This window comes from Corynebacterium amycolatum, assembly GCF_016889425.1.
Classification (GTDB): Bacteria; Actinomycetota; Actinomycetes; order Mycobacteriales; family Mycobacteriaceae; genus Corynebacterium; species Corynebacterium amycolatum.
Genome location: NZ_CP069513.1, coordinates 1,317,412 through 1,338,627, shown reverse-complemented (window position 1 = coordinate 1,338,627; position 21,216 = coordinate 1,317,412). Strand labels below are relative to the sequence as shown.

General features: G+C 63.0%; 16 protein-coding genes and 7 pseudogenes. 14 read left to right on the top strand and 9 right to left on the bottom strand.

Annotation, left to right across the window (positions count from 1 at the left end; genetic code table 11):
* Positions 1 to 51: 51 nt before the first annotated feature.
* The 4 genes from I6J19_RS05950 to I6J19_RS05935 all read left to right on the top strand — a co-directional run bounded on the left by I6J19_RS05950 (position 52) and on the right by I6J19_RS05935 (position 3,437).
* Positions 52 to 582, top strand: coding sequence for a DUF488 domain-containing protein (locus tag I6J19_RS05950; protein ID WP_038626102.1), 531 nt, complete (start codon positions 52 to 54; stop codon positions 580 to 582).
* 377 nt (positions 583 to 959) lie between these two features.
* On the top strand, positions 960 to 1,106 hold the full coding sequence (locus I6J19_RS05945; protein WP_038626104.1) for a hypothetical protein: 147 nt from the start codon (positions 960 to 962) through the stop codon (positions 1,104 to 1,106).
* Between the two features lie 82 nt (positions 1,107 to 1,188).
* Positions 1,189 to 1,548 (top strand): Cd(II)/Pb(II)-sensing metalloregulatory transcriptional regulator CmtR, encoded by a 360-nt coding sequence (gene cmtR / locus I6J19_RS05940; RefSeq protein WP_005510636.1) that lies wholly within the window; start codon positions 1,189 to 1,191, stop codon positions 1,546 to 1,548.
* The gene (locus I6J19_RS05935) at positions 1,545 to 3,437 is read left to right on the top strand and encodes a heavy metal translocating P-type ATPase (RefSeq protein ID WP_038626109.1); all 1,893 of its coding nucleotides are present in this window, start codon (positions 1,545 to 1,547) and stop codon (positions 3,435 to 3,437) included. The genes cmtR and I6J19_RS05935 overlap by 4 nt, the downstream gene beginning before the upstream one ends.
* Positions 3,438 to 3,515: 78 nt before the next feature.
* On the opposite strand, the pseudogene I6J19_RS10990 reads toward I6J19_RS05935, so the two are convergent.
* From I6J19_RS10990 to I6J19_RS05905, 6 genes and pseudogenes are all read right to left on the bottom strand, one after another.
* Positions 3,516 to 3,854: pseudogene (locus tag I6J19_RS10990) on the bottom strand (pyridine nucleotide-disulfide oxidoreductase); the annotation flags it as partial.
* Positions 3,855 to 4,347: 493 nt separating this feature from the next.
* Positions 4,348 to 5,036, bottom strand: a pseudogene (locus tag I6J19_RS10985) (DUF305 domain-containing protein).
* Positions 5,037 to 5,114: 78 nt separating this feature from the next.
* Positions 5,115 to 7,311 (bottom strand): annotated as a pseudogene (locus I6J19_RS05920) (copper-translocating P-type ATPase).
* A 52-nt stretch (positions 7,312 to 7,363) separates the two neighbouring features.
* Positions 7,364 to 7,690, bottom strand: a complete 327-nt coding sequence (locus I6J19_RS05915; RefSeq protein WP_038626111.1) for a heavy-metal-associated domain-containing protein — start codon at positions 7,688 to 7,690, stop codon at positions 7,364 to 7,366.
* 114 nt (positions 7,691 to 7,804) lie between these two features.
* Positions 7,805 to 8,933: pseudogene (locus I6J19_RS05910) on the bottom strand (sensor histidine kinase).
* Positions 8,930 to 9,652, bottom strand: a complete 723-nt coding sequence (locus I6J19_RS05905; RefSeq protein ID WP_038626116.1) for a response regulator transcription factor — start codon at positions 9,650 to 9,652, stop codon at positions 8,930 to 8,932. The pseudogene I6J19_RS05910 and the gene I6J19_RS05905 overlap by 4 nt, the downstream one beginning before the upstream one ends.
* 404 nt (positions 9,653 to 10,056) lie before the next feature.
* Here I6J19_RS05905 and I6J19_RS05900 point away from each other — a divergent pair, with 404 nt between their 5' ends.
* From I6J19_RS05900 to I6J19_RS05885, 4 genes and pseudogenes are all read left to right on the top strand, one after another.
* Complete coding sequence (locus I6J19_RS05900; protein ID WP_038626118.1) at positions 10,057 to 10,632, top strand: CueP family metal-binding protein; 576 nt, start codon at positions 10,057 to 10,059, stop codon at positions 10,630 to 10,632.
* A 70-nt stretch (positions 10,633 to 10,702) separates the two neighbouring features.
* The gene (locus tag I6J19_RS05895) at positions 10,703 to 12,184 is read left to right on the top strand and encodes a multicopper oxidase family protein (protein WP_038626120.1); all 1,482 of its coding nucleotides are present in this window, start codon (positions 10,703 to 10,705) and stop codon (positions 12,182 to 12,184) included.
* A 150-nt stretch (positions 12,185 to 12,334) separates the two neighbouring features.
* Positions 12,335 to 12,950, top strand: a pseudogene (locus I6J19_RS05890) (TlpA family protein disulfide reductase).
* Positions 12,947 to 13,248, top strand: a pseudogene (locus I6J19_RS05885) (cytochrome c biogenesis protein CcdA); the annotation flags it as partial. The pseudogenes I6J19_RS05890 and I6J19_RS05885, both read left to right, overlap by 4 nt.
* A gap of 433 nt (positions 13,249 to 13,681) precedes the next feature.
* Here the strand turns inward: I6J19_RS05885 and I6J19_RS05880 are convergent.
* The gene (locus I6J19_RS05880; protein ID WP_224786632.1) at positions 13,682 to 13,963 is read right to left on the bottom strand and encodes a putative quinol monooxygenase; all 282 of its coding nucleotides are present in this window, start codon (positions 13,961 to 13,963) and stop codon (positions 13,682 to 13,684) included.
* Positions 13,964 to 14,083: 120 nt separating this feature from the next.
* On the opposite strand from I6J19_RS05880, the pseudogene I6J19_RS10890 reads away from it, so the two are divergent.
* Positions 14,084 to 14,329, top strand: a pseudogene (locus tag I6J19_RS10890) (LLM class flavin-dependent oxidoreductase); the annotation flags it as partial.
* A 46-nt stretch (positions 14,330 to 14,375) separates the two neighbouring features.
* Here I6J19_RS10890 and I6J19_RS05870 read toward each other — a convergent pair.
* Complete coding sequence (locus I6J19_RS05870; protein WP_005290994.1) at positions 14,376 to 14,765, bottom strand: heavy metal-responsive transcriptional regulator; 390 nt, start codon at positions 14,763 to 14,765, stop codon at positions 14,376 to 14,378.
* Between the two features lie 98 nt (positions 14,766 to 14,863).
* On the opposite strand from I6J19_RS05870, the gene merA reads away from it, so the two are divergent.
* The 3 genes from merA (at position 14,864) to I6J19_RS05855 (ending at position 17,217) form a co-directional block, all read left to right on the top strand.
* Positions 14,864 to 16,288 (top strand): mercury(II) reductase, encoded by a 1,425-nt coding sequence (merA, locus tag I6J19_RS05865; RefSeq protein ID WP_038626127.1) that lies wholly within the window; start codon positions 14,864 to 14,866, stop codon positions 16,286 to 16,288.
* On the top strand, positions 16,285 to 16,635 hold the full coding sequence (locus I6J19_RS05860) for a hypothetical protein (protein WP_038629112.1): 351 nt from the start codon (positions 16,285 to 16,287) through the stop codon (positions 16,633 to 16,635). Before merA ends, I6J19_RS05860 begins: the two co-directional genes overlap by 4 nt.
* A 192-nt stretch (positions 16,636 to 16,827) precedes the next feature.
* On the top strand, positions 16,828 to 17,217 hold the full coding sequence (locus I6J19_RS05855; RefSeq protein WP_038626129.1) for a peptide chain release factor I: 390 nt from the start codon (positions 16,828 to 16,830) through the stop codon (positions 17,215 to 17,217).
* Positions 17,218 to 17,220: 3 nt separating this feature from the next.
* Here the strand turns inward: I6J19_RS05855 and ychF are convergent, their stop codons facing one another.
* Complete coding sequence (ychF, locus tag I6J19_RS05850) at positions 17,221 to 18,300, bottom strand: redox-regulated ATPase YchF (protein ID WP_038629114.1); 1,080 nt, start codon at positions 18,298 to 18,300, stop codon at positions 17,221 to 17,223.
* A gap of 94 nt (positions 18,301 to 18,394) precedes the next feature.
* Here ychF and I6J19_RS05845 point away from each other — a divergent pair, with 94 nt between their 5' ends.
* The gene (locus I6J19_RS05845; RefSeq protein WP_038626131.1) at positions 18,395 to 19,945 is read left to right on the top strand and encodes an AI-2E family transporter; all 1,551 of its coding nucleotides are present in this window, start codon (positions 18,395 to 18,397) and stop codon (positions 19,943 to 19,945) included.
* A gap of 79 nt (positions 19,946 to 20,024) precedes the next feature.
* Positions 20,025 to 21,179, top strand: coding sequence for a DUF6542 domain-containing protein (locus tag I6J19_RS05840; RefSeq protein WP_070431896.1), 1,155 nt, complete (start codon positions 20,025 to 20,027; stop codon positions 21,177 to 21,179).
* Positions 21,180 to 21,216 lie beyond the last annotated feature (37 nt).

The following is a 21,216-nucleotide window of genomic DNA, read 5'->3' as shown; positions in this document are numbered from 1 at the left end:
ATATCTGGACGCCGATGTGGGGGTACCCGCTGGGCGCGTAGCATTGGCGACATGCGCATTTTCACCGTGGGCCACTCCAACCTCGAGTTTGAGGACTTCGCTAAAATGATTAAGGCTGCCGGTGTGGCATCCATCGTGGATGTGCGCAAGCTGCCCGGGTCCAGGAAGTACCCGTGGTTCAACGGCGAACACCTTCCCACATGTGGCATCACCTACAGCAGAAGCGAGGGCCTCACCGGGCGGCGCAACGTGTCACACTCGGTGCCGTTTGAGGTTAACGGCAACTGGCGTAACCGCAGTTTCCACAATTACGCCGACCATGCGCTGGGCGAGGAGTTCTCGGACGCGCTCTCGCAGCTACGGGCAAACGCCGCCGAAACCCCCACCGTAATCATGTGCTCCGAGGCAGTGTGGTGGCGGTGCCACCGGCGTATCATCGCCGACCACCTCATCGCCCACGGTGACGAGGTTGGCCACATTATGGGCCTGGGTGCAGCCGGGGCGAAGGTGAGCGAGGCAACGCTCAACGACGGCGCAGTCATCGGCAACGATCTCCTCGTGCGCTACCCCGAGCGGGGCTAGCGCATACACCAAAGGCCGGGGTGCGGATGCTCGGACTACGCCCCAGTCAGCCACGGCATCCGCCTCGGCCTGACCTCAGGCGCGACCTACGCCTTGTATTCATGGAGCGCCCGCCCCTTATGAGCAGCAGCATCGGCGGCACACCAGCGGATAGCACGCTCAAACGAGTTTTAGGTTAGGAAATCTGAACCGCACAACCCAAGAAGACCACCGGGAACCCCGGTAGTGCCCCAAAGCGTCGAATCGAAAAACGTGCTACCGACTTGTCACGGACCTAGATGTTGAACTTAAACTCGACGGTATGTAGTTGCAAAGTTACTTTCTCGTTAGCCTGCAACAATCAGAAAACAGTAATTACGTCAGTACACAGAGAACATATGGGCGCGTGGAAACACGTAAAGGTTTTGCGGGATGGCGTGGACGTCAACGTGAAGATTCTGGAGAACCTCGCCGCCCACGTCGCTCCCGCGTTGGGTTGGCAGCCGAATCACGAAGGCCCAGTTACCGGCTATCCCATCGAATAATTCCTGCAGGCCGCAAGCTCTTCGCTTCAATGTCAGTTCAGCGCGTGTTGAATAGTTCAGTAATTGCTGTATAGTTCACCCCATGCTGACTATTGCTTCACGCCTCGACGTCATGAACCGGCTCGGCCGGGCCATGGCGGATCCGACGCGCTCCAGAATCCTGCTGACCCTACTCGACGGCCCGAGCTACCCAGCCGTGCTTTCGCGCGACCTGGACCTGACCCGCTCGAACGTCTCGAACCACCTGACCTGCTTGCGTGACTGCGGCATCGTCGTCGCCGAGCCGGAGGGCCGCAAGACACGCTACGAAATCGCCGATCCGCACCTCGCGACAGCGCTCAACGCGCTAGTGAACGCGACGTTGGCTGTCGACGAAAACGCCCCGTGCATCGACCCGGAGTGCTCGGTGCCTGGCTGCGACGGAAAAGGAGCGGACGCATGAGTTCAGCATGTGGATGTGAACACGAACCAGCCACGGAGATCGAAGATCTCGATCGGCCATGGTGGAAGGACCCCGAGTTGCTACTGCCAATCTTCTCCGGCGTAGCCCTCTGCATAGGTCTGGCGCTGGGCTGGTCCGGGCTAGAGACACCCGCGACAGTACTGTTCTGGGTCGGCCTGCTGCTAGGGGCGTATACGTTCGCGCCCGGCGCTATCCGGAACCTTGCCACGAAGCGCAAGCTCGGCATTGGTTTGCTGATGACGATTAGCGCGGTCGGCGCGGTAATCCTCGGTTACGTCGGAGAGGCCGCGGCGCTAGCGTTCCTGTACTCGATCGCCGAGGCACTGGAAGACAAGGCGATGGACCGGGCCCAGGGCGGACTGCGGGCACTGTTGAAGCTGGTACCGCAAACCGCGACCGTGCTGCGCGACGGTACGACGGCCGAGGTCGCTGCGAAGGACCTTGAGGTTGGCGAGCTAATGGTCGTACGCCCCGGGGAGCGGATCGCCACGGACGGCATCATTCGGTCCGGACGCTCCAGCCTTGACACCTCAGCGATCACCGGAGAATCCATTCCGGAGGAGGTTGCGCCCGGCGACGAGGTACCCGCGGGAGCGATCAACTCCACCGGTGTGCTGGAGGTCGAGACGACCGCAGCTGGAACGGACAACTCGCTGACCACACTCGTCGACCTCGTCGAGCAGGCGCAGGCGGAGAAGGGTGACCGCGCCCGGATCGCCGACCGAATTGCCCAACCCCTAGTGCCCGGGGTGATGATCCTGGCGGTGCTGGTCGGCGTGATCGGCTCGCTGCTGGGCGACCCCGAGACGTGGATCACCCGTGCGCTGGTGGTCCTGGTCGCAGCGTCGCCGTGCGCGCTGGCAATCTCCGTGCCGCTGACGGTCGTGGCCGCGATCGGCGCGGCCAGCCAGTTCGGAGTAGTCATCAAGTCCGGCGCAGCGTTCGAGCGACTCGGCAGCATCCGTCACCTAGCGGTGGACAAGACCGGAACCCTTACCCGCAACCAGCCCGAGGTTACCGGAGTGGTCCCGGCAGAAGGATTCGATCGGGCGCAGGTGCTTTCCTTCGCGGCGGCGGTTGAGCAGCAATCGACGCACCCCCTCGCCGCGGCGATTGTGGCAGCGGAGCCCGAAGCGCCCACCGCCTTGGATATCAGCGAGGAAGCCGGTCATGGCATCGGCGGCACCGTCGAAGGCCGACGGGTGCTGGTGGGCAGCCCCCGATGGATCGACGCCGGGCCACTGAAGGCGGACGTTGAGCGCATGGAGTCCGAAGGCCAGACCTGCGTACTAGTCACCGTCGATGACGCTATCGCCGGGGCAATCGGGGTGCGCGACGAGTTGCGGCCCGAGGTGCCCGATGCCGTGCAGTCCCTGCACGACAACGCCGTGGAAGTGAGCATGCTCACCGGCGATAACACTCGCACCGCCCGGGCGCTGGCTGAAATCGCCGGAATCGACGACGTGCGCGCCGAGCTGCGACCGGAGGACAAGGCAAGCATCGTCGCCGAACTCTCCTCCAAGACGCCGACGGCGATGATCGGCGACGGCATCAACGACGCGCCGGCACTGGCGGGCGCAACGGTGGGCATTGCGATGGGAGCAACCGGCTCTGACGCCGCGATCGAGTCCGCTGATGTCGCCTTCACTGGCCACGACCTCCGACTGATCCCGCAGGCGCTGCAGCACGCCCGCCGAGGCAGCAGGATCATCAACCAAAACATCGTGCTGTCTCTGGCCATCATCATCGTGTTGATGCCACTGGCGATCAGCGGTGTGCTGGGCCTGGCCGCCGTCGTGTTGGTACACGAAGTCGCCGAAGTCATCGTGATCTTGAACGGCCTGCGGGCTGCACGAGCGAAACGCTGAGACATACCTTCGCCCAGCGCGCTGACTCTCCAGTGCGGATCTTGGAAGGATCGAGCTGCTCAGGGACCAAGCGTCGCCTCAAAACTTTTGATGCCGAGCTTCATCGACACGACCCGCGACTACCTGGGCAGTGTATTTGGCAAAGGGCCCGACACCCATCAGGGTTGCCGAGCCGTCGCCGGTCCAGTTGCCGTAACCAACTAGATGGAGATTCTTCACCGCGGTTTCGCGGCCGCGCATGAGATGGCGGAATGGGCCGAGGGCCGGACGGAAACCAGTGCACCAGATCAGATGGTCGTGGTCGAGCTCGCTCAAACTATCGAAGATGGGGGCAGCGGTGAGCTGGCCGGAATCGCGGAGCTCACGTAGATGAGGAAGCGCGAGAATGTCCCCGAGGTTCGGGCCGGAATCGCCACCGAGAATCCGGCGGCGGCTGCCCGCGTTAAACGTTGAACTTGAACTCCACGACGTGTCGTTGCTAAATACCCTTTACCCTATGGACATACAGTAGAAGCTGCTAGAGATTGAGTAGATACAAGAAGTAAAAAGCGATAGCTAGGATCGCAGTACAACCTTCGAGACCGCGACGACGGCTGCTACCGTAGGCCTCGTTGCCTAACTGACACCAACGCCGTGTCCACTACTCGGGGGACACCCCAACATTAATGCTGCCCTGCCGGCAGACCAGGGCGGCCGTGTGAGTATCGGACAATAATGCGTAGTCCTCCAAGGGTCTGGACACAGGGGCTTTCCCCTTTCCTCAGTGGTGCGACCAGAAGGAGTAGAAACATCCACCCCGGTGCACCTGCTGCGGTGACAACGACCCATCGCCCGCAGCAGGTGGCAATCGTCACGGTTATCCCTCTTTTTCAGATTCCTGTCCTCGGGATCAGAAAAAGACGGGGACCTGTCATAGGTCAGTGAGCATTTGCTGCATCTGGGCGATCTCGGCCTCCTGGTCGTTGATAATTTGTTCGGCCAGGGTGATTGCATGGGAATTCTGGCCGTCAGCAACCTCGTCACGGGCCATGTCGACCGCACCTTCGTGGTGGGCGGTCATCTGCTCCAGGTAAAGGCGGGCGGCGCCGGTGCCCTGGGCTTCCTCAAGGGCTGTCATGTCCTCCTGGCTCATCATCCCGCTCATGCCACCCATCTAGCCGTGATCCATTCCACCTATCTCATCCATGGTCCCCATGCCCCCCCAGAGTCGGTGACCGGCTGCTGTCCCCAGGCCTCGAGCATGGCGTTCATCCGGTCAATCTCCGGTCCCTGGGCGTCAATAACCCCCTGGGCAAACTCCACGACCTGGGCGGGGATGCCCTCCTTGGCCAGGAGCATCTCACCCATTTCCACGGCCTGCTTGTGACGGGGGATCATCATCTGGGCAAACATGATGTCCGCGTCGTTGTGATCGGCGGAAATCTCCCCGTCCTCCTCAGTCGCCGCCCTGGTGGTCTCGGTCGTCTCAGCGGTAGTCGTCGCAGTGCTGGTGGCCGAGGTGGTGGCGTCGGTGTTGCCTGAGTCGGTGGCCTCACCGCAGGCGGCCAGCGCCAGGGTGGAGGCTACGGCGAGAGCGGAAAGAACAAGGGTGCGCTTTATGGTGAAGCCCGTTCAGGGTCAGTGGAGAGAAGTGATGGATCAGTGGACGGCGGTGGATTTCGGAGTAGGCGTGGTGTGTTACTCCTTCGGACTGGTGGGAGCCAGGTGGGCCGGGTCCAGATCAATCCGGCGCAACAGCTGGGCGTTCAGGGCCACCACTATGGTCGAGGCAGACATCAAGATCGCGCCCACGGCCGGGGACAGCACGAACCCGATCGAGGCGAGCACTCCGGCGGCCAGCGGCACGGCGAGGATGTTGTAGCCAGAGGCCCAGACCAGGTTCTGGATCATCTTGCGGTAGCTGGCCTGGGACAGCTCAATCATCGACAGCACTGCCCGCGGGTCATCACTGGCTAGGACCACCCCGGCAGATTCCATGGCCACATCCGTGCCGGCACCGATGGCGATACCGACCTCCGCGCGGGTCAGAGCGGGGGCGTCATTGACACCGTCACCGACCATGGCCACGCTCAAACCCCGGTCCTGCAGCTGCATGACCTTGGTGTCTTTGTCCTGGGGCAGGACCTCGGCGAAGACCTCATCGATCCCCAGGTCCTGGCCAACCGCCTGAGCCACCTGCTGCGCGTCACCGGTGATCATCGCGACCTTCACCCCGCGGTCCTGCAGGGCTTTCACGGCAGCTCGGGATTCGGGGCGGATCTTGTCCTCGACGGCCACCGCACCGATAATCTGACCGTCACGGACAATATGGAGCACACCGGCCCCACGCCCGGTCCAGGCGCTGGTGGTGTCGGTGAGCTCGGCCGGGGTGGTGAGGTTGAACTCGCGCAGCATGTTCGGCCCGCCCACGAGGATCTCAGCGCCATCGACAGTGGCCCGGACCCCCCCGGCCGGAGGCGGCGCTGAAACCAGTTGCACGCATTTGCCGACGGGAGGCCTCGGGATGGGCGGCCGCGGCCGCCACGATGGCGCGGGCCACGGGGTGCTCGCTGTCGGCCTCCGCGGCGGAAGCCAGGGCCAGCAGCTCGCCCTCGGTGACGCCGACAGCTGCTGCGACACCGGTGACCGCGTGCGCACCCTCGGTCAGGGTGCCGGTTTTGTCGAAGAGCACCACGTCGATGGTGCGCATCCGCTCGAGCGCCATCCGGTCCTTGATGAGCACCCCGGATTTCGCGGCCCGCTCGCTGGAGATCGCAATGACCAGCGGAATCGCCAGGCCCAGGGCGTGCGGGCAGGCGATGACCAGCACCGTGACCGTGCGCACCACGGCATCGTCCGGGCTGCCGATGATGGTCCACACCACCGCGGTGATCAGAGCGGAGATCAGCGCGAACCAGAACAACAACGCTGCCGCCCTATCCGCCAGGGCCTGGGCCCGGGAGGAGGACTCTTGGGCGTCGGCAACCATGCGTTGGATCCCGGCCAGGGCGGTGTCCCCGCCGGTAGCCTCCACCCGGATGCGGACGGTGTTGTCGGTAGCCACGGTACCGGCGACCACCTTGTCACCGGTGTCGCGGAAGACGGGACGGGATTCGCCGGTGATCATCGCCTCATCGAATTCGGCGGCTCCGTCGATGATGGTTCCGTCGGCCGGCACCCGGGCACCGGCCCTCACCAGCACGACGTCGTCGACGACCAGCTCGGAGATGGCCACGGTGCGGGTGGTCCCGTCGATGACTTTCTCGGCCTCATCCGGCAGCAGGGCAGCCAGCGCGTCAAGCGCGGAGGACGCAGCCCCGAGAGCACGCATCTCCAGCCAGTGGCCCAGCAGCATGATGGTCACCAGCAGGGCCAGCTCCCACCAGAAGTCCAGGTCAAAACCGCCCAGCCCCAGAGTGGTGACCCAGGAGGCGACAAACGCCACGGTGATGGCCATGGCGATCAGGAGCATCATCCCGGGTTGGCGGGATTTCAGTTCGTTCCATCCGCCCTTGAGGAAAGGCGTTCCGCCGTAGACGAAGATGATCGTGCCCAGCACCGGGGGGATCCAGGTGGATCCGGGGAATGCCGGGAGGTGGTAGCCGAGCAGCTGGGCGACCATGGGGCTGAAAATAACGACGGGAATGGACAGAATCAGCGACCACCAGAAGCGGTCCCGAAACATTGCGGTGCTGTGTCCGGCGTGTTCGCCGTGACCATGAACGTGGTGGTCTTCGTCCATGGCGGAGTGCGGGTGATCGTGGGGCATCGCCTGGCCGTGGGTGTCGGCGTCTGCGTGGTGTTCGTGGCTGGCATGATCCGGGTGGTGGGTGTGGTCTGTTTCCGGAGCGGGGTGATCACCATGGTGATCGCCGGAATGGTGGAGAGTGCTCATGACGTTCCTTTCCGCTCAACCCGGTCGGGGTCGAGATGATGGGTAAAACCGATCAGGATAAGACGGTGTAGCCGGCCTCTTCGATGGCCCGGCGAACCATCTCCGGAGGTACGACACCGGTGACCGTGACGGTGGAAACACCACCAGCAGCGAGATCAATCTGGACGTCGTCGACCTGGGGGAGGCCCTGAAGGGCCTGGGTCACGCTTTTCGCGCAATGCCCGCAGGTCAGGCCGGTGATCTGGTAGCTAAGGGAGGACCCTCCTGCTGACGAGTCGCTGGCGGCAGGGACGGAGGCGGTGTCGGCACGTGAGGCAGGTCCGCAACAGTTGCAGCCGTGGGAGGCCATCGGCAAGAGGCGGGGCGGGAAGGTGATCATGGGAAGGCTCCTTCGGTTCGGTGGGGTGTGGCAATTCCGCTCTCTAGCGTATACCCCCGGGGGGTATATTTTCAAGGAGTGGAGGGCACGGCCCTCACGCGGGGCAGGGTGTGGTCACCGAGCAGCCCCCTCACTGTCGGGAGGGGACATCGGGAGGCGGAGGGCAAACACCGCTCCGCGACCGGGTCCGGGGGAGGTGGCGGTGAGAGTGCCGCCGTGGGCCTCGATCAATGCCTTGGAGATGGTCAGACCGATACCGGACCCGCCGTTGTCCCGGCTGCGGGCGGCATCCCCCCGGTAGAAGCGTTCGAAGATGTGTCCGAGCTGGCCAGGTGGGATGCCCTCGCCATCATCGGCGACGTGGATGAGCGCGGTGGACGCCCCCTGGCGGTGGACGCTGATCCGGACCTGCCCGCCGGCCGGGGTGTGCCGTAGCGCGTTCGACAGGAGGTTGCTCATCACCTGGCCGAAGCGTTGCCGGTCCACGAGCACCCGGGCGGTGTCCGTAATGGTCTCGACCTGTAAATCGACGCCTTTGTCAGCATAAGCTTCCCCCGCGGCAGCAGCGGCGGTATGGAGCAGATCCCCGAGCCCTTCCTCCGCCAGGTCCAAATCGATCCGGTGTTCCTGGGCCCGGGAGACATCGTCAATGTCCTCCATCAACCGGGTCAGGCGGGTGAGTTGGTCAGCCATGATTGTGTGGGCGGCATTATTCCAGTCCACGACCCCGTCCTGGAGACCATCGAGGTAGGCCGTGAGCACCGATAAGGGGGTGCCCATTTCGTGGGCCAGGTCAGAGAGCATCTGGCGGCGGACCTGTTCGGTGTGTTCCAGTCGGTCGGCCATGGTGTTGAAGGCATGCGCCAGGGTGGTGACCTCGGGGCCTGCTTCTCCGGCGGGCACGCGGATACGGGAGTTACCGGCCGCCAGGCTGGTAGCGGCGCGGGTGAGATCCTGCAGGGGGGGTGCGCAGGCGACGCGATAACCACAGACTGGCCAGTAGGGCGCTGATCAAGGCAGTGGGCAGGGCGACGGCCAGGGTGATCAGGTTGGCGTCCCGGTAGGCCTGCTCGGCATGGAACAGCTCCAGCGAGGGGTCCTCCCGGCCGGCCATCAACATATGATCATGGAACAGGGTCGGCCCCACCGTCGTGGCCACGGCCGCGGCCACCATCAGGCTAATCACCACGACCAACACCTGGGCGGCCAGGAAGCGGAAGGTCAAGCCGGGTCCGTGATTCATGGCTGCCCCACCCGGTAGCCCACGCCACGCACGGTGTCGATAAACCCCCGGCCTCGGGTGTCGGTGCCGAGCTTGCGACGCAAGTTGCCTATGTGGACATCGACGATGCGTTCATCACCGACCCAGGTAGTGTCCCAGACCTCGGTGACCAGGTCGTGGCGGGTCAGCGCCTGGCCGGGGCGCAGGGCCAGGGCAACCAGCAGCTCGAACTCCGTGCGGGTGAGCTCCACAGTCGTCTCCCCCACCCGCACCTGATGGGCGACGGGGTCAAGGATGAGGTCACCAACGATCAAGGGGGTGGTCACCTGCGGTGGGGTGGTGCTGGTGCGCGGACGGCGCAGCACTGCATGCACCCGGGTCACCAGTTCCCGGATGCTAAAAGGTTTGGTGATGTAGTCATCCGCCCCCAGGGTCAAACCGCTGATCTTGTCGTCCTCGCTGCCACGCGCGGTGAGCATGAGGATGTAGCAGTCCGAGAAGGTGCGGATCCGTCGGCACACCTCCAGGCCGTCGAGTTCGGGCAGCCCCAGATCCAGCACCACAACATCGGGGGAAAAGCGACGGGTCTCGTCCACGGCCTGGGTGCCGGTGTGCGCCTGACGGGTATCGAAGCCTGCCCGGATGAGGTAGGAGGCCACCATCTGAGCCAGGGGTTGTTCATCATCGACGACCAGCACCCGCCCCGGGGGCGTGGCGGTGGTCGGTGTGTGGTCAGCCATAGACCCCAGTATCGCTCCGGCCAGGGGGGAATACCATCCTCGCTCAGTGCCCGGCGGGGAATCTTCATCAAATCTTCAAATATAACCCTTCGACCGCCGTCACCCCTGTGCCCCACCCCGGGCCGGCGGCATCGCCTCCCCTGGTCGGTTCAGCAGGCGCCACCAGGGATTTTACTGCAAGCACCGCATACCCGGGGCGGGTAGAAGGACATCGCCCACGGCTGTGGGGTGGTGTCCCGGTGGTGACCCAGCTCACCGAATTCACCCTCTTTTCGCCCTGCTATAAAGCTGTGAGCAGGGTTTTTGATTTCTAGTCCGTCAGGCACCCGTGCTAGATAAAGGTATGGCATCGACCTTGAGGCGGTGTCTTCTCACGGTCCTACCCACGATCCAAGGAGATTGACGTGAAACGAGCAGCGATCGCAGTCGCCGCCCTTGCCCTCGCCCTCACGGGGTGTTCGGCCGCCGACCCGGAACCCACGGCCGACGGGACGGTGTCCCAGGATACATTCCTGACTACCCATGGCCTGGCCGACATGGGCGCGGTGGAGATCATTGATCACCTCGACCGGCAGAAGGTCACTGAGCGTCCCACGGATTTGATCGCCTCAGTGCGCGCCGATGAACTGCTGCTCTCGAGCGGTGACCAGGAAGTCGTGGTCGATCTTCCCGACAATCAGACGTATGTCTCGATCGCACCCTATCTCACCTCCACCCACGACTGCTTCTACCACAGCCTCACGACCTGCCTGGGGGAACTCAACAATGAGGATATCCAGGTCACGATCACCGATGAGGCGACCGGTGAGGTGCTGGTGGACGAGGCGACAACCACCTTCGACAACGGGTTTATTGGCTTCTGGCTTCCCGATGATGTCACCGGTCTGATTGAGGTCAGCTACCAGGGGCGTACCGGCACCACGGAGTTTTCCACCACCGACGACGGTGCCACCTGTGTCACAGACCTGCGCCTGACGTGATAGCTCAGCAGGGTCCTCACCTGCGCCTGTCTCCCGTGTCACTGAATTCTTACACCAGGAAGGTTAAATCATGACGAACGCGTTTTCCCGACGACAGTTTCTGCTCGGCGGGCTCGTCCTCGCCGGCACCGGGGCCGTGGCCGCCTGCACCAGCGATCCTGGACCCGCTGCCTCGGCACCAGGTTCCTCCCTTCACCCCACTCCCACCCCCACTGCGCTCGGTGAGCCGACGGTGCGCCGGACACTGACCGCCCGGCCCCTCTCTCTGGATATCGGCGGTATCGAAGCCAAGACGTGGGGATACGTCTCTGACACCGGGGATGCGGCCATTGAGGCCACCGCCGGCGACGTCCTCCAGGTCGATATCACCAATGAACTGCCTGAGAGCACCTCCATCCACTGGCATGGCATCGCACTCCACAACGCAGCCGACGGTGTGCCCGGCATGACCCAGGACCCCATTGAACCTGGCGAGTCTTTCTCCTATGTTTTTGAAGTCCCCCACGGTGGCAGCTACTTCTACCATTCCCACTCCGGCCTGCAGCTTGATCGCGGCCTCCACGCCCCACTGATCGTCCGTGACCCGCAAGACGCTGAGGACCAGGACGTCGAGTGGACCATCGTGCTCGACGACTGGGTCGATGGCATTCAGGGCACTCCCGACGATGAGCTCGACAAGCTCACCGGAATGGGTTCGGACGACCATAACGGGAAGAAGGGGATGGGAGGTCACGGCCATATGATGCACGGCACCCCGGACCGGGTACTGGACGGGGATGCCGGCGATGTGATGTATCCGCACTACCTCATCAACGGACGTATCCCCCGTGCTCACCGGACCTTCGAGGCTCGCCCGGGCGACAAGGCCCGCCTGCGGTTTATCAACTCCGGCGGTGACACCATCTTCAAGGTGGCCCTCGGTGGTCACCGCATGACCGTCACCCACACCGACGGCTTCCCTGTCCAACCCCGGGAGACCGAATCGATCTACCTGTCGATGGGCGAGCGTGTCGACGTCGAGGTCATCCTCGGCGACGGCATCTTCCCGCTCACGGCTTTGGCGGTGGGTAAGGACGACCGCGCCTTCGCCGTCATCCGCACCGCCGGCGGCCAGGCCCCCCGCCCCGATGTCGACTTCCCCGAGTTGTCATCCACCGGACTGCTTCTGTCCTCCCTGAAGCCAGCAGACCGTGCACTCCTGCCCGAGGGCACACCAGACCGAGAAGTCAGCATCGACCTGGGCGGGCAGATGATGCCGTATGAATGGAGCATTCTCACCGACGGCCAATCGTCCTCCGCGACCGTGCAGGAGGGCCAGCGCCTGCGGATGGTCATGCGCAACAGGACCATGATGCCCCATCCCATGCACATCCACGGCCACACGTGGGCGCTGCCCGGCAGCGGCGGGCTACGCAAGGACACCGTCCTTCTCCGCCACGGTGAAACCATGATCGCCGACCTGATCGCTGACAACCCCGGTGAGTGGGCATTTCACTGCCATAACGCCTATCACATGGAAACCGGGATGCTCAGCTCGCTTCGCTACGAGTAACCCCCACAGCAGGGTTGAGTGCCGAGGTGGGCAGAGTCGCTGCAGGCCACCCACCGGGCAGCACGATGACCTTCCTCGGTGTTGTGGTCTTCCGGGACAACCAGAACACCGTCTTCTTCCCCACCGCCCCGGAATATGGAGATCTAATCCATGCCGAGCACACCCCGCAGAGCCGCCATCGCGGTTGCCGCGGTGCTCACCGCCGTGACCCTGGTGGCCTGTTCCTCAGGCGACGGCATCCGAAACGCCGTCGCCGTCGGGGGGGGCACCTTCCAGTTCCACTCACCAGGAGGCCAAACCGAGATTATCTACGCAGAGGAGGAATGTGCGCCGCTGCCGGGCTTCTCCTGCCCGTCGTTGATGGAGGAAGGTGAGGAGATCAGCCTGTCTGATTTTGAAGGCGAGGTCGTCGTCCTCAACGCTTGGGGCTAGTGGTGTGCACCGTGCCGGACGGAAGTCGATGACCTGCAGCTTGTCCAAGAGACTCTCGACCCCCTCGGTGGCACGGTGCTGGGCATCAACGTCCGTGACTACAACCAGACCATCGCCCAGGACTTCAAACTCGACAACGCGGTGACCTATCCCTCGATCTACGACCCGCCGTTTCGTATCGCTGCGGCCCTGGGAGGTGCCGACCTCGGTCATCCCGACCACCATTGTCCTGGACCGAAGCCACCGCCCGGCCGCGGTGTTCCTGAGGGAGGTCACCGCCGATGACATCCTTGATGTCGCTCTGCCGCTGGCCGAGGAGGCACCAGCATCATGACCGTTGATGTGATTGCGCAGTTGGCGATCGGCCAGCAGTTCGCCGACGCCGCGGCCACCGGGCCACTGATGATCGGCATCCTGGCTGCAGCAGCTGCAGGTCTGATCTCGTTCGCCTCCCCGTGCGTCGTACCCCTGGTACCCGGATATATGTCGTATCTGGCCAGTGTGGTCGGCGGGGAGGTCGACTACGACGCCGAGGGGGCGCGGTGGTCACCAAACGCCAGTGGGCGGTAGCGGGTGCGGCCGGGTTGTTCATTCTCGGCTTCACCGTCGTCTTTGTGCTGGCCACCGTCACCGGGGGTGTCTCCCGAGTAAAGGACACGGCGTTGGTGTCAATCTATTGCGCAGTAAACGTGCCAATCGAATGGCTGGCCACTTCACTGTTTAATTAACGTGTCAATGAAATGGCTGCCTAGTACATAGTGCAATCTACGTGTCAATAAAGTGGCTGGGACAGAAGAGAGCACGCAAGAAGGGCCAATTGAAGCAGCAATGCACTGCACGCTGGCGATATCGCGCATGGAATTACCGCGTTCGATAGCACGATAGATACCAAGTACAGCCTCCGCCTCAGCAGGGATGATCTCGCCTGTTGAGCTGTAGCCAATAGGACGTACACCGTCGGAACACCAGCGCCCTTGCTCAGCACGCTGCTGTTGGGCGCGTGACTGCCTAGCGCCTTTACGCTCGGGTACACTGGCGGAAGCTTGCTAGCGGTAGTCAACGATTTCACCCTCCCCTGGGCCCCGTGATGGTGTAGTCACGTTGAATATGCGCTGTTGCCTGACCCCACTCGCTCGCTTTAACCCGCGCTTGGTGCGAATCGAACGATGCTTGATCAGTGAATTGTTCTGATACATTCCATACGAGCGGGTCGTCGGATTGAGTGACCTCGAAGCGCAGACACCCGGGTTCATCACGAGAGAGCTCAACGTGTTTTGGAAGGAACCGTTCAACGATTGAAACATCACTGTGGTCTTTGCAGATCAAGGTGCCGTTCAGCTCGATCATGCTCATAGAACACCTTCGCTATAAGTCAGACGCGGCGCTTAAACGTTGAACTTGAACTCGACGGTATGTCGTTGCAAAGTTACTCCCTCTCGTTAACACCATCAAAAGGAGTGTTATCCAATGAAAGCGTTCGGCTTCTTAAGCTTCGGGCATTACGCCTTCGGCAGCTAGTGCGGGCCATCTGCGGAAAAGATCGCCAAGACTCGTCTGGAGATCACCCAGGCTGCGGACGAAATCGGCGTGAACAACGCGTCCTTCCGAGTCCACCACTTCGCGCTGCAGGCCTCCGCCCCGATGCCGCTGCTGTGTGCTATCGCGGCCACCACCAAAATCATCGAGGTGGGCACCGGCGGCATCGACCTGCGCTAGCGCATATCGGGGTTGTAGCGTTTGAGTCATTGAGTCCCGCCGTCTACAAGTACCTACACACTTGATCGGTGCTGCACGTTTCAGGATCCGGGTGCGCGGCGTCCTGGCTAAGGTCCGCGATAGTGTCGCGCAGCACGGAGAGCTGCGCGATCTGCTGCTCGATCTCAGCGAGGCGCACGTCAAGCAGGTCGCGCACGTGCTCGCAGGGCGCATGGCCGCCGTCGCGGATGTCGAGGATCTGGCGGATCTGGGCGAGGGTGAGGCCCGCGGCCTGGCCGCGGTGGATGAAGTCGATCCGAGCGACCGTCTCGGGCGCGTAGTCGCGGTATCCGGACGGCGTGCGCTCGGTCGGGGGCAGAAGGCCCTGTTCCTCGTAGAAGCGAAGGGTCTTCGCGGTAGTGCCCGCCCTCTCGGCGAGTTCTCCGATCCACATTACTGTCTCCCTCCGTGGCCGCGCTTGACCTTCCCCTGCACTGGAAGGTCCAGTATGGCTGAGACAGAGCAGAAAGCCAAGAGTTGACAGGAGCAGCGATGCCTACGAAGTACGATCTCGCCATCATCGGATCGGGAGGCGGCGCGTTCGCCGCTGCGATCCGCGCCAGCACGCTCGGGAAGTCGGTGGTGATGATCGAGCGCGGGACGCTCGGCGGCACCTGCGTGAACACGGGCTGCGTCCCGTCGAAGGCGCTCATTGCCGCGGCCGGCGCGCGGCACGTCGCGGTCGACGCCGCAACCCGGTTCCCCGGAATCGCTACGACGGCGGATCCCGTCGACATGCCCGCGCTGATCGCTGGGAAGCAAGCGTTGGTGGAGTCGCTGCGCGGCGAGAAGTACGCCGACGTCGCCGACTCCTACGGCTGGCAGGTCCTCCGCGGCGACGCCTCGTTCGTGGGCACCCCTGATGCGCCGGTTCTCGATGTTGCCGGATCCGACGGAAGCGTCGAGACCATCGAGGCCCACCACTACCTGGTCGCGACTGGTTCTCGCCCGTGGGCACCGCCGATCGACGGCCTGGAGGAGACCGGGTACCTGACCTCGACCACGGCGATGGAGCTGACGGAGGTCCCCGAGTCGCTGCTGGTGCTCGGCGGCGGCTACGTCGCCCTGGAGCAGACGCAGCTGTTCGTCCGCCTCGGCTCCCAGGTCACCGTGCTGGTGCGGTCCCGGCTCGCGTCGAAGGAGGAGCCGGAGGTGTCCCGGACACTGCAGGAGGTGTTCGCCGACGAGGGCATCCGGGTGGTCCGCCGCGCGGTGCCGACCCGGGTGTCCCGGGACGCGGCGACCGGGCAGGTCGTGGTTACCGCGGACGTGTCCGGCGGCTCGCAGGAGTTCCGCGCCGACCAGGTGCTCGTCGCTCTCGGACGCCGTCCCGTCACCGACGGCTTGAACCTCGATGCGGTCGGGGTGAAGACCGGGGACTCCGGCGAGGTGGTCGTCTCCGACCATCTGCAGTCGTCGAACCCGCGGATCTGGGCCGCGGGCGACGTGACCGGGCACCCGGAGTTCGTCTACGTCGCGGCCCACCACGGCACCCTCGTCGCCGAGAACGCGTTCGCCGACGCCGACCGGTCCGTCGACTACTCCCATCTGCCGCGGGTGACGTTCACCGGACCGGCGATCGGCGCGGTCGGGATGACCGAGAAGGAGGTCGTCGCCGCGGGGATCCGCTGCGACTGCCGCGTGCTGCCCCTGGAGTATGTGCCCCGGGCGGTGATCAACCGCGACACCCGCGGGTTCATCAAGATCGTCGTGAACGCCGATACGAGCGAGATCCTCGGCCTCACCGCCGTCGCCAAGGACGCCGGGGAGCTCGCCGCCGCAGGCGTCCACGTACTCGGCAGGACCGTCGCCGAGGTCGCCAACGCCTGGGCCCCCTACCTGACCATGGCCGAGGGCATCCGGATCGCCGCGAAGGCCTTCACCACCGACCCGTCGCTGCTGTCGTGCTGCGCATGAACGGCAACGCAGGCAATCGGGGAGATCTCATCCAGAAGCAGACGATGAGCGCCGATCAGGACCGCGACGAATGGCGCGCCGGTCCCGTCGTCGCTGCAGTGACCGGGCTGCTCCTACTGGCATGCTGCGCGCTTCCGTCGCTGCTCTGCTGCGGCCTGCCGTTCATCGCGGCGGGCGGAGCACTCGCAGGCGTCGGTGGGCTCCTCGGTAATCCCTGGATCATCGGTGCCGGGACCGCCGTCGTGATGGCCGTCATGGCGGGGATGCTCGTCAGGCTACGGCGGCGGCACCGGCGCTGCAGGTCCGGCTGCTGCGAAAATCCTTCGACCGCTGATCGGAACCGGTAGTTCGAGCGGATCCAGCGATCACTGCCACCTGCGGAGGCCGCTGAAATCGAAGCCCGACGGGAGAAGGAGGAGCAAAAAGCGTTCGAATCAACCGGTGACGAGGATAATACTGAGGCTGGATCCCGGCCGTCGCGACGCGGTCTCCGCTTCCGCCGAGACGAGAAAGGGTTGTGGGCACCTAGGCTGGGCGGCATGAACGACATGACCATAGCGCCCGGCCCGGGGATCCCCGACGGTGCGGTCATCGCCGCCGATCTCGCGGAGCGTTTCGCGAAATCGTCGACTCCGGGCGGCCAGGGCGTCAACACGACGGACGGCAAAGTCCAGCTTTCCATCGATGTCGCCGAATGCGCATCGCTTACCGACGCCCAGCGTCACCGTATCTCGCGCAACCTCGAGCACCGCCTAGACGGCTCCGTCTTTACCGTGACTGCGTCGACTCAGCGGTCTGTGTTTCGCTCCTGGTCCTCTCGCTTGCACCTGCGACACAGCCTCGTGCCCCCGGGCCGTAGCGTTCGGGGGAGCACAATAGCCCCAGTCCTCATCACGTCCCGGGATCAAAGAGTTCATCGCAGAGGTTAAGCACTACACGTTGAACTTGAACTCGACCACATCACCGTCGTGCATGATGTAGTCCTTGCCCTCCTGGCGAACCTTGCCCTTGGCCTTCGCCTCGGCAATCGAACCGGCCTCGACCAAGTCGTTGAAGGACACAATTTCAGCCTTAATGAAACCGCGCTCAAAATCAGTGTGAATCACGCCGGCAGCCTGCGGAGCCGTAGCACCCTTCGGAATGGTCCAGGCGCGAGACTCCTTCGGGCCAGCGGTCAGGTAGGTCTGTAGCCCCAGGGTGCGGAAACCAGCGCGAGCAAGCGAATGCAGGCCCGGCTCAGTCTGACCAATTTCGGCCAGCAGCTCATTGCGGGATTCCTCATCCAGCTCCAGCAGGTCCGACTCAGCCTTCGCATCGAGGAATACACAGTCCGCCGGTTCCACAGCAGCGGCCAGATCCGCGCGGCGGTCCTCGTCGGCAAGCACTTCCTCGTCAGCATTGAAGACGTAGAGGAACGGCTTTGCGGTGAGCAAGTGCAGCTCGCGCAGAGCGGAGAGCTTCACATCATCGGAAGCAGCGAAGAGAGTGCGCCCCTCTTCCAACACGGCAAGGGCCTGTTTAACGGCTTCAACCTCGCCGACCTTTTCCTTATCCTTCTTGGCTTCCTTTTCCAGCCGCGGCAGCGCCTTCTCAATGGTCTGGATATCAGCCAGGATGAGCTCGGTTTCAATCACACCGATGTCTGAGGCCGGGTCAACCTTGCCGTCGACATGCACGACATCATCATCGTTGAAGACACGGACGACCTGACAGATAGCGTCAGCCTCGCGGATGTTGGCGAGGAACTTGTTACCCAGGCCTTCGCCCTCCGATGCACCCTTGACGATGCCGGCGATGTCCACAAACGACACCGTAGCCGGAAGAATACGCTCGGAGCCGTAAATCTCGGCGAGCTTATTCAAACGGGGATCGGGAAGCTCCACAACGCCGACGTTCGGCTCGATGGTGGCGAATGGGTAGTTCGCAGCCAGCACATCGTTGCGCGTCAAGGCGTTAAACAGGGTTGACTTTCCGACATTGGGCAGACCGACGATTCCAAGTGTAAGACTCACATTGCCCATCTTACGGGCTTGGGAAGACAGATTTGAACTCGCCCTAACTTCGTGAAGTTGCCCCCTATCCCCTGCGAACCCCCATAATGAATATGTGAGCAATAAACCCAATGAAGGCGAAGAGTGGACTGCGCAGTCCGAAAAAGACGCTATCGATCACGTAATGGGATCGGAGCCTCTGCGTGTAGAACAGTCTCTGTCTATCCCCTCCGACGCCCATAAGTCAGCGGTAACGCAACCGGATTTGCCGGAAGATGCTGAGAATCTCGATGAGCTTATGAGCGAAAATGACTCCGAGTCCATCGACCGCGCCGACGTCATTGGCGAGGGCGCCCGATGGTTCGCAGGTTGGTGCCTGCGTTTCCTCATCACCGCAGCGGCGCTGTACGTCAGCGCTATGATTCTGGGAAAGATTTGGGCTGGCGTTCTGCCGATTCTGTTGGCCCTGATTGTCTCCACGGTGCTGGCTCCGCCCGCAGTGTTCCTGATGAAGCACCGCTGGCCCCGCGCGCTCTCCGCACTGACGGTCATCCTAGGCGCGCTGGCGGTGCTTGGCGGCGTTGTCGCGGTCCTCGCACCGACTGTGCAGTCGCAGTTCCCAGAATTGCGTCGCCAGTTCACCGACGGCATCCAAGAAGTCCAGAACATCATTCAGGCCCCACCATTTAACGTCAAGGATGAGCAGATTCTCGATGCTCTGGACCAGGGGTCCACATGGCTTCAGGAGCGCTCCGGCGATATCGCCAACACAGTCTTCCAAGGCATCTCGGTGGTCTCCTCGGTCGCCGTAACCTTGATGGCAATGCTGGTTCTGACGTTCTTCTTCATCAAGGACGGCCAGGACTTCCTGCCATGGCTCCGCCGCCTGACCGGACGTCGCCTCGGCTGGCATCTCACGGAGGTACTCACCCGCTCCTGGAACACGCTGTCGGGCTACATCCGCACGCAGGCTATCGTTTCGCTTATCGACGCGGTCTTCATCGGTGCTGGTCTTGCGATTTTGAATGTGCCGCTGGCAATGGTTCTGGCCGTGGTGACTTTCTTCGCTGGATTCATTCCTATTGTCGGTGCTTTCACCGCCGGCTTCATTGCAGTGGTAGTCGCACTTGTTGCCAACGGCCTGACCACAGCAATCTTTGTCTTGCTCATCATCATTGCCGTCCAGCAGATTGAGGGCAATATCCTCTCCCCGATTCTGCAGTCCAAGGCTATGGACCTGCACGCCGCAATCGTCCTGCTGGTGGTTCTGCTCGGTGGCGGTATCTTCGGCATCATCGGCGCCTTCCTCGCGGTGCCAGTCACTGCAGTCGTCGCGGTCTGGTTCCGCTACCTCGGCGACCTCACAGATTTGCGTACGGGTGACAAGACCGCAAAGGATATCGAGTTCGCCACGGATGCCGGATCGATCTCCGGCATTCAGATTGAAGCTGCCGGCCGTGCGATGCGCGACCGACTGGCTTCGTTCCGCCTGGGCAGTGACGACTCCGACAGCTCTGCAGAGAGCGCCGTGAAGGCAGATGCTCGCACCGCCGGTAAGGTTTCCCCCGATGCTGGTCCGACCAAGCAGGAAGAGGGAACGATGACCAAGGCCTTCCATAAAGTCTCTGAAGTGGTCTCCGGGTCTTTCTCTAAGAAAAAGAAGTAAGGCGAAATTTTAAGACACGGGCGAGCCCACATACCGGGCTTGCCCGTATTATCACTAATAACCGGTAGGATACGCATTCGTGTCGAACAGATCAGCAATAACCCGTAAAGGCAGTGGAAACAAACCCCTGCTTCCACGCGTGCCAATGTTTGTGCCGCCGTTGCTGATGCTTCTAGCTGGCGTTATTGGTTTGCTCTTTTCTGTTCCCAACGGTTCGATTGGCAAGCCCTACTTCATTGCTTTTGCCGTGGCTGCTGTGGCCGGAACACTGTTGGTGGTTCCTCGCGGTCTGGTAGTTACCGTCGCTCAAATCCCCATTTTGTTCGCGCTTGTCACCTTTTTCACAGCGTGGTTTACCGGTTCTCTCGCCGATCCTGAAAATGGTGGCGCGACCGCGACGACCTCTAAACGCGCTCGCCTGGTGACCTCGGCATATCCCATCATCCAGCAGTTCCCGTGGCTGCTGGTCTTGATGATTATCTGTGTCATCATCGCAGTGTGGCGTTACCTCGAAATCACCCGCACCCAGGAGAAATCCCTCAACACCCAGCGCAAGGTCGCTAAACAACGCCAGCACCGTGACGAAGCCGCTGTCGAATCCAGCTCTCAGGTTCGCCGTCGTCTCGCCGAATCTGATCGCCGGGTCGCCTCTCGTACCCAGGAACGTCCTGCTTCACGACGTCCCGCTGCGGACATTATCCGAGATGCCGAAGCTCGCCGCCAGGCGCGCCAGCAAGCTGCACGCTCTCGGCAGGAGACTTCTCGTTCTGGTGCCCGACCTGCAGCGAACGCCAACTCGGCATCGCGCAACGCCGAGCAACTGCGTAAGCGACCAGTTGACCGTTCTGGGGAGCGTGCCCAGCAGCGCTCGAATTTCGCACAGCGGGCTCAGCAGCCAACCTCCCGTTGGCAGTCTCGCCCGCATCCGGGGCAGGCGCAGTTCACTCAGGATTCCACTTCGCCGAAATCGACTAGACAGCAGCCTCGTCGTCCGATTGAAAGGCCAAACGCACCGCAGCGGCCAACGCCAGAGTTTCCCCGTCGTCAAGCTGAAGGAACGGCACGGATGTGGGGAGAACAGTCTTCACCGGAGTCTCCGTCCGAAAAGTCTCAACAGAGCCCCGCACGCCAAGTGGGCAACCACCGCCGCACCGAGGAGTGGCCACCGCGACAGCAGCGCCCTCGCCAGGAGCGGATAACCGGCCGCGATAGCAGGTCTCGTTACCGCAAGTAGCTCGGGCTTGCACTTTTACCGTCACAGTTGCCCACAG

Coding starts and splice junctions, on each gene's coding strand:
- I6J19_RS05950 (WP_038626102.1), top strand. CDS start 52: ATGCGCATTTTCACCGTGGGCCACTCCAACCTCGAGTTTGAGGACTTC.
- I6J19_RS05945 (WP_038626104.1), top strand. CDS start 960: ATGGGCGCGTGGAAACACGTAAAGGTTTTGCGGGATGGCGTGGACGTC.
- cmtR (WP_005510636.1), top strand. CDS start 1,189: ATGCTGACTATTGCTTCACGCCTCGACGTCATGAACCGGCTCGGCCGG.
- I6J19_RS05935 (WP_038626109.1), top strand. CDS start 1,545: ATGAGTTCAGCATGTGGATGTGAACACGAACCAGCCACGGAGATCGAA.
- I6J19_RS05915 (WP_038626111.1), bottom strand. CDS start 7,690: ATGATCACCTTCCCGCCCCGCCTCTTGCCGATGGCCTCCCACGGCTGC.
- I6J19_RS05905 (WP_038626116.1), bottom strand. CDS start 9,652: ATGGCTGACCACACACCGACCACCGCCACGCCCCCGGGGCGGGTGCTG.
- I6J19_RS05895 (WP_038626120.1), top strand. CDS start 10,703: ATGACGAACGCGTTTTCCCGACGACAGTTTCTGCTCGGCGGGCTCGTC.
- I6J19_RS05880 (WP_224786632.1), bottom strand. CDS start 13,963: ATGATCGAGCTGAACGGCACCTTGATCTGCAAAGACCACAGTGATGTT.
- I6J19_RS05870 (WP_005290994.1), bottom strand. CDS start 14,765: ATGTGGATCGGAGAACTCGCCGAGAGGGCGGGCACTACCGCGAAGACC.
- merA (WP_038626127.1), top strand. CDS start 14,864: ATGCCTACGAAGTACGATCTCGCCATCATCGGATCGGGAGGCGGCGCG.
- I6J19_RS05860 (WP_038629112.1), top strand. CDS start 16,285: ATGAACGGCAACGCAGGCAATCGGGGAGATCTCATCCAGAAGCAGACG.
- I6J19_RS05855 (WP_038626129.1), top strand. CDS start 16,828: ATGAACGACATGACCATAGCGCCCGGCCCGGGGATCCCCGACGGTGCG.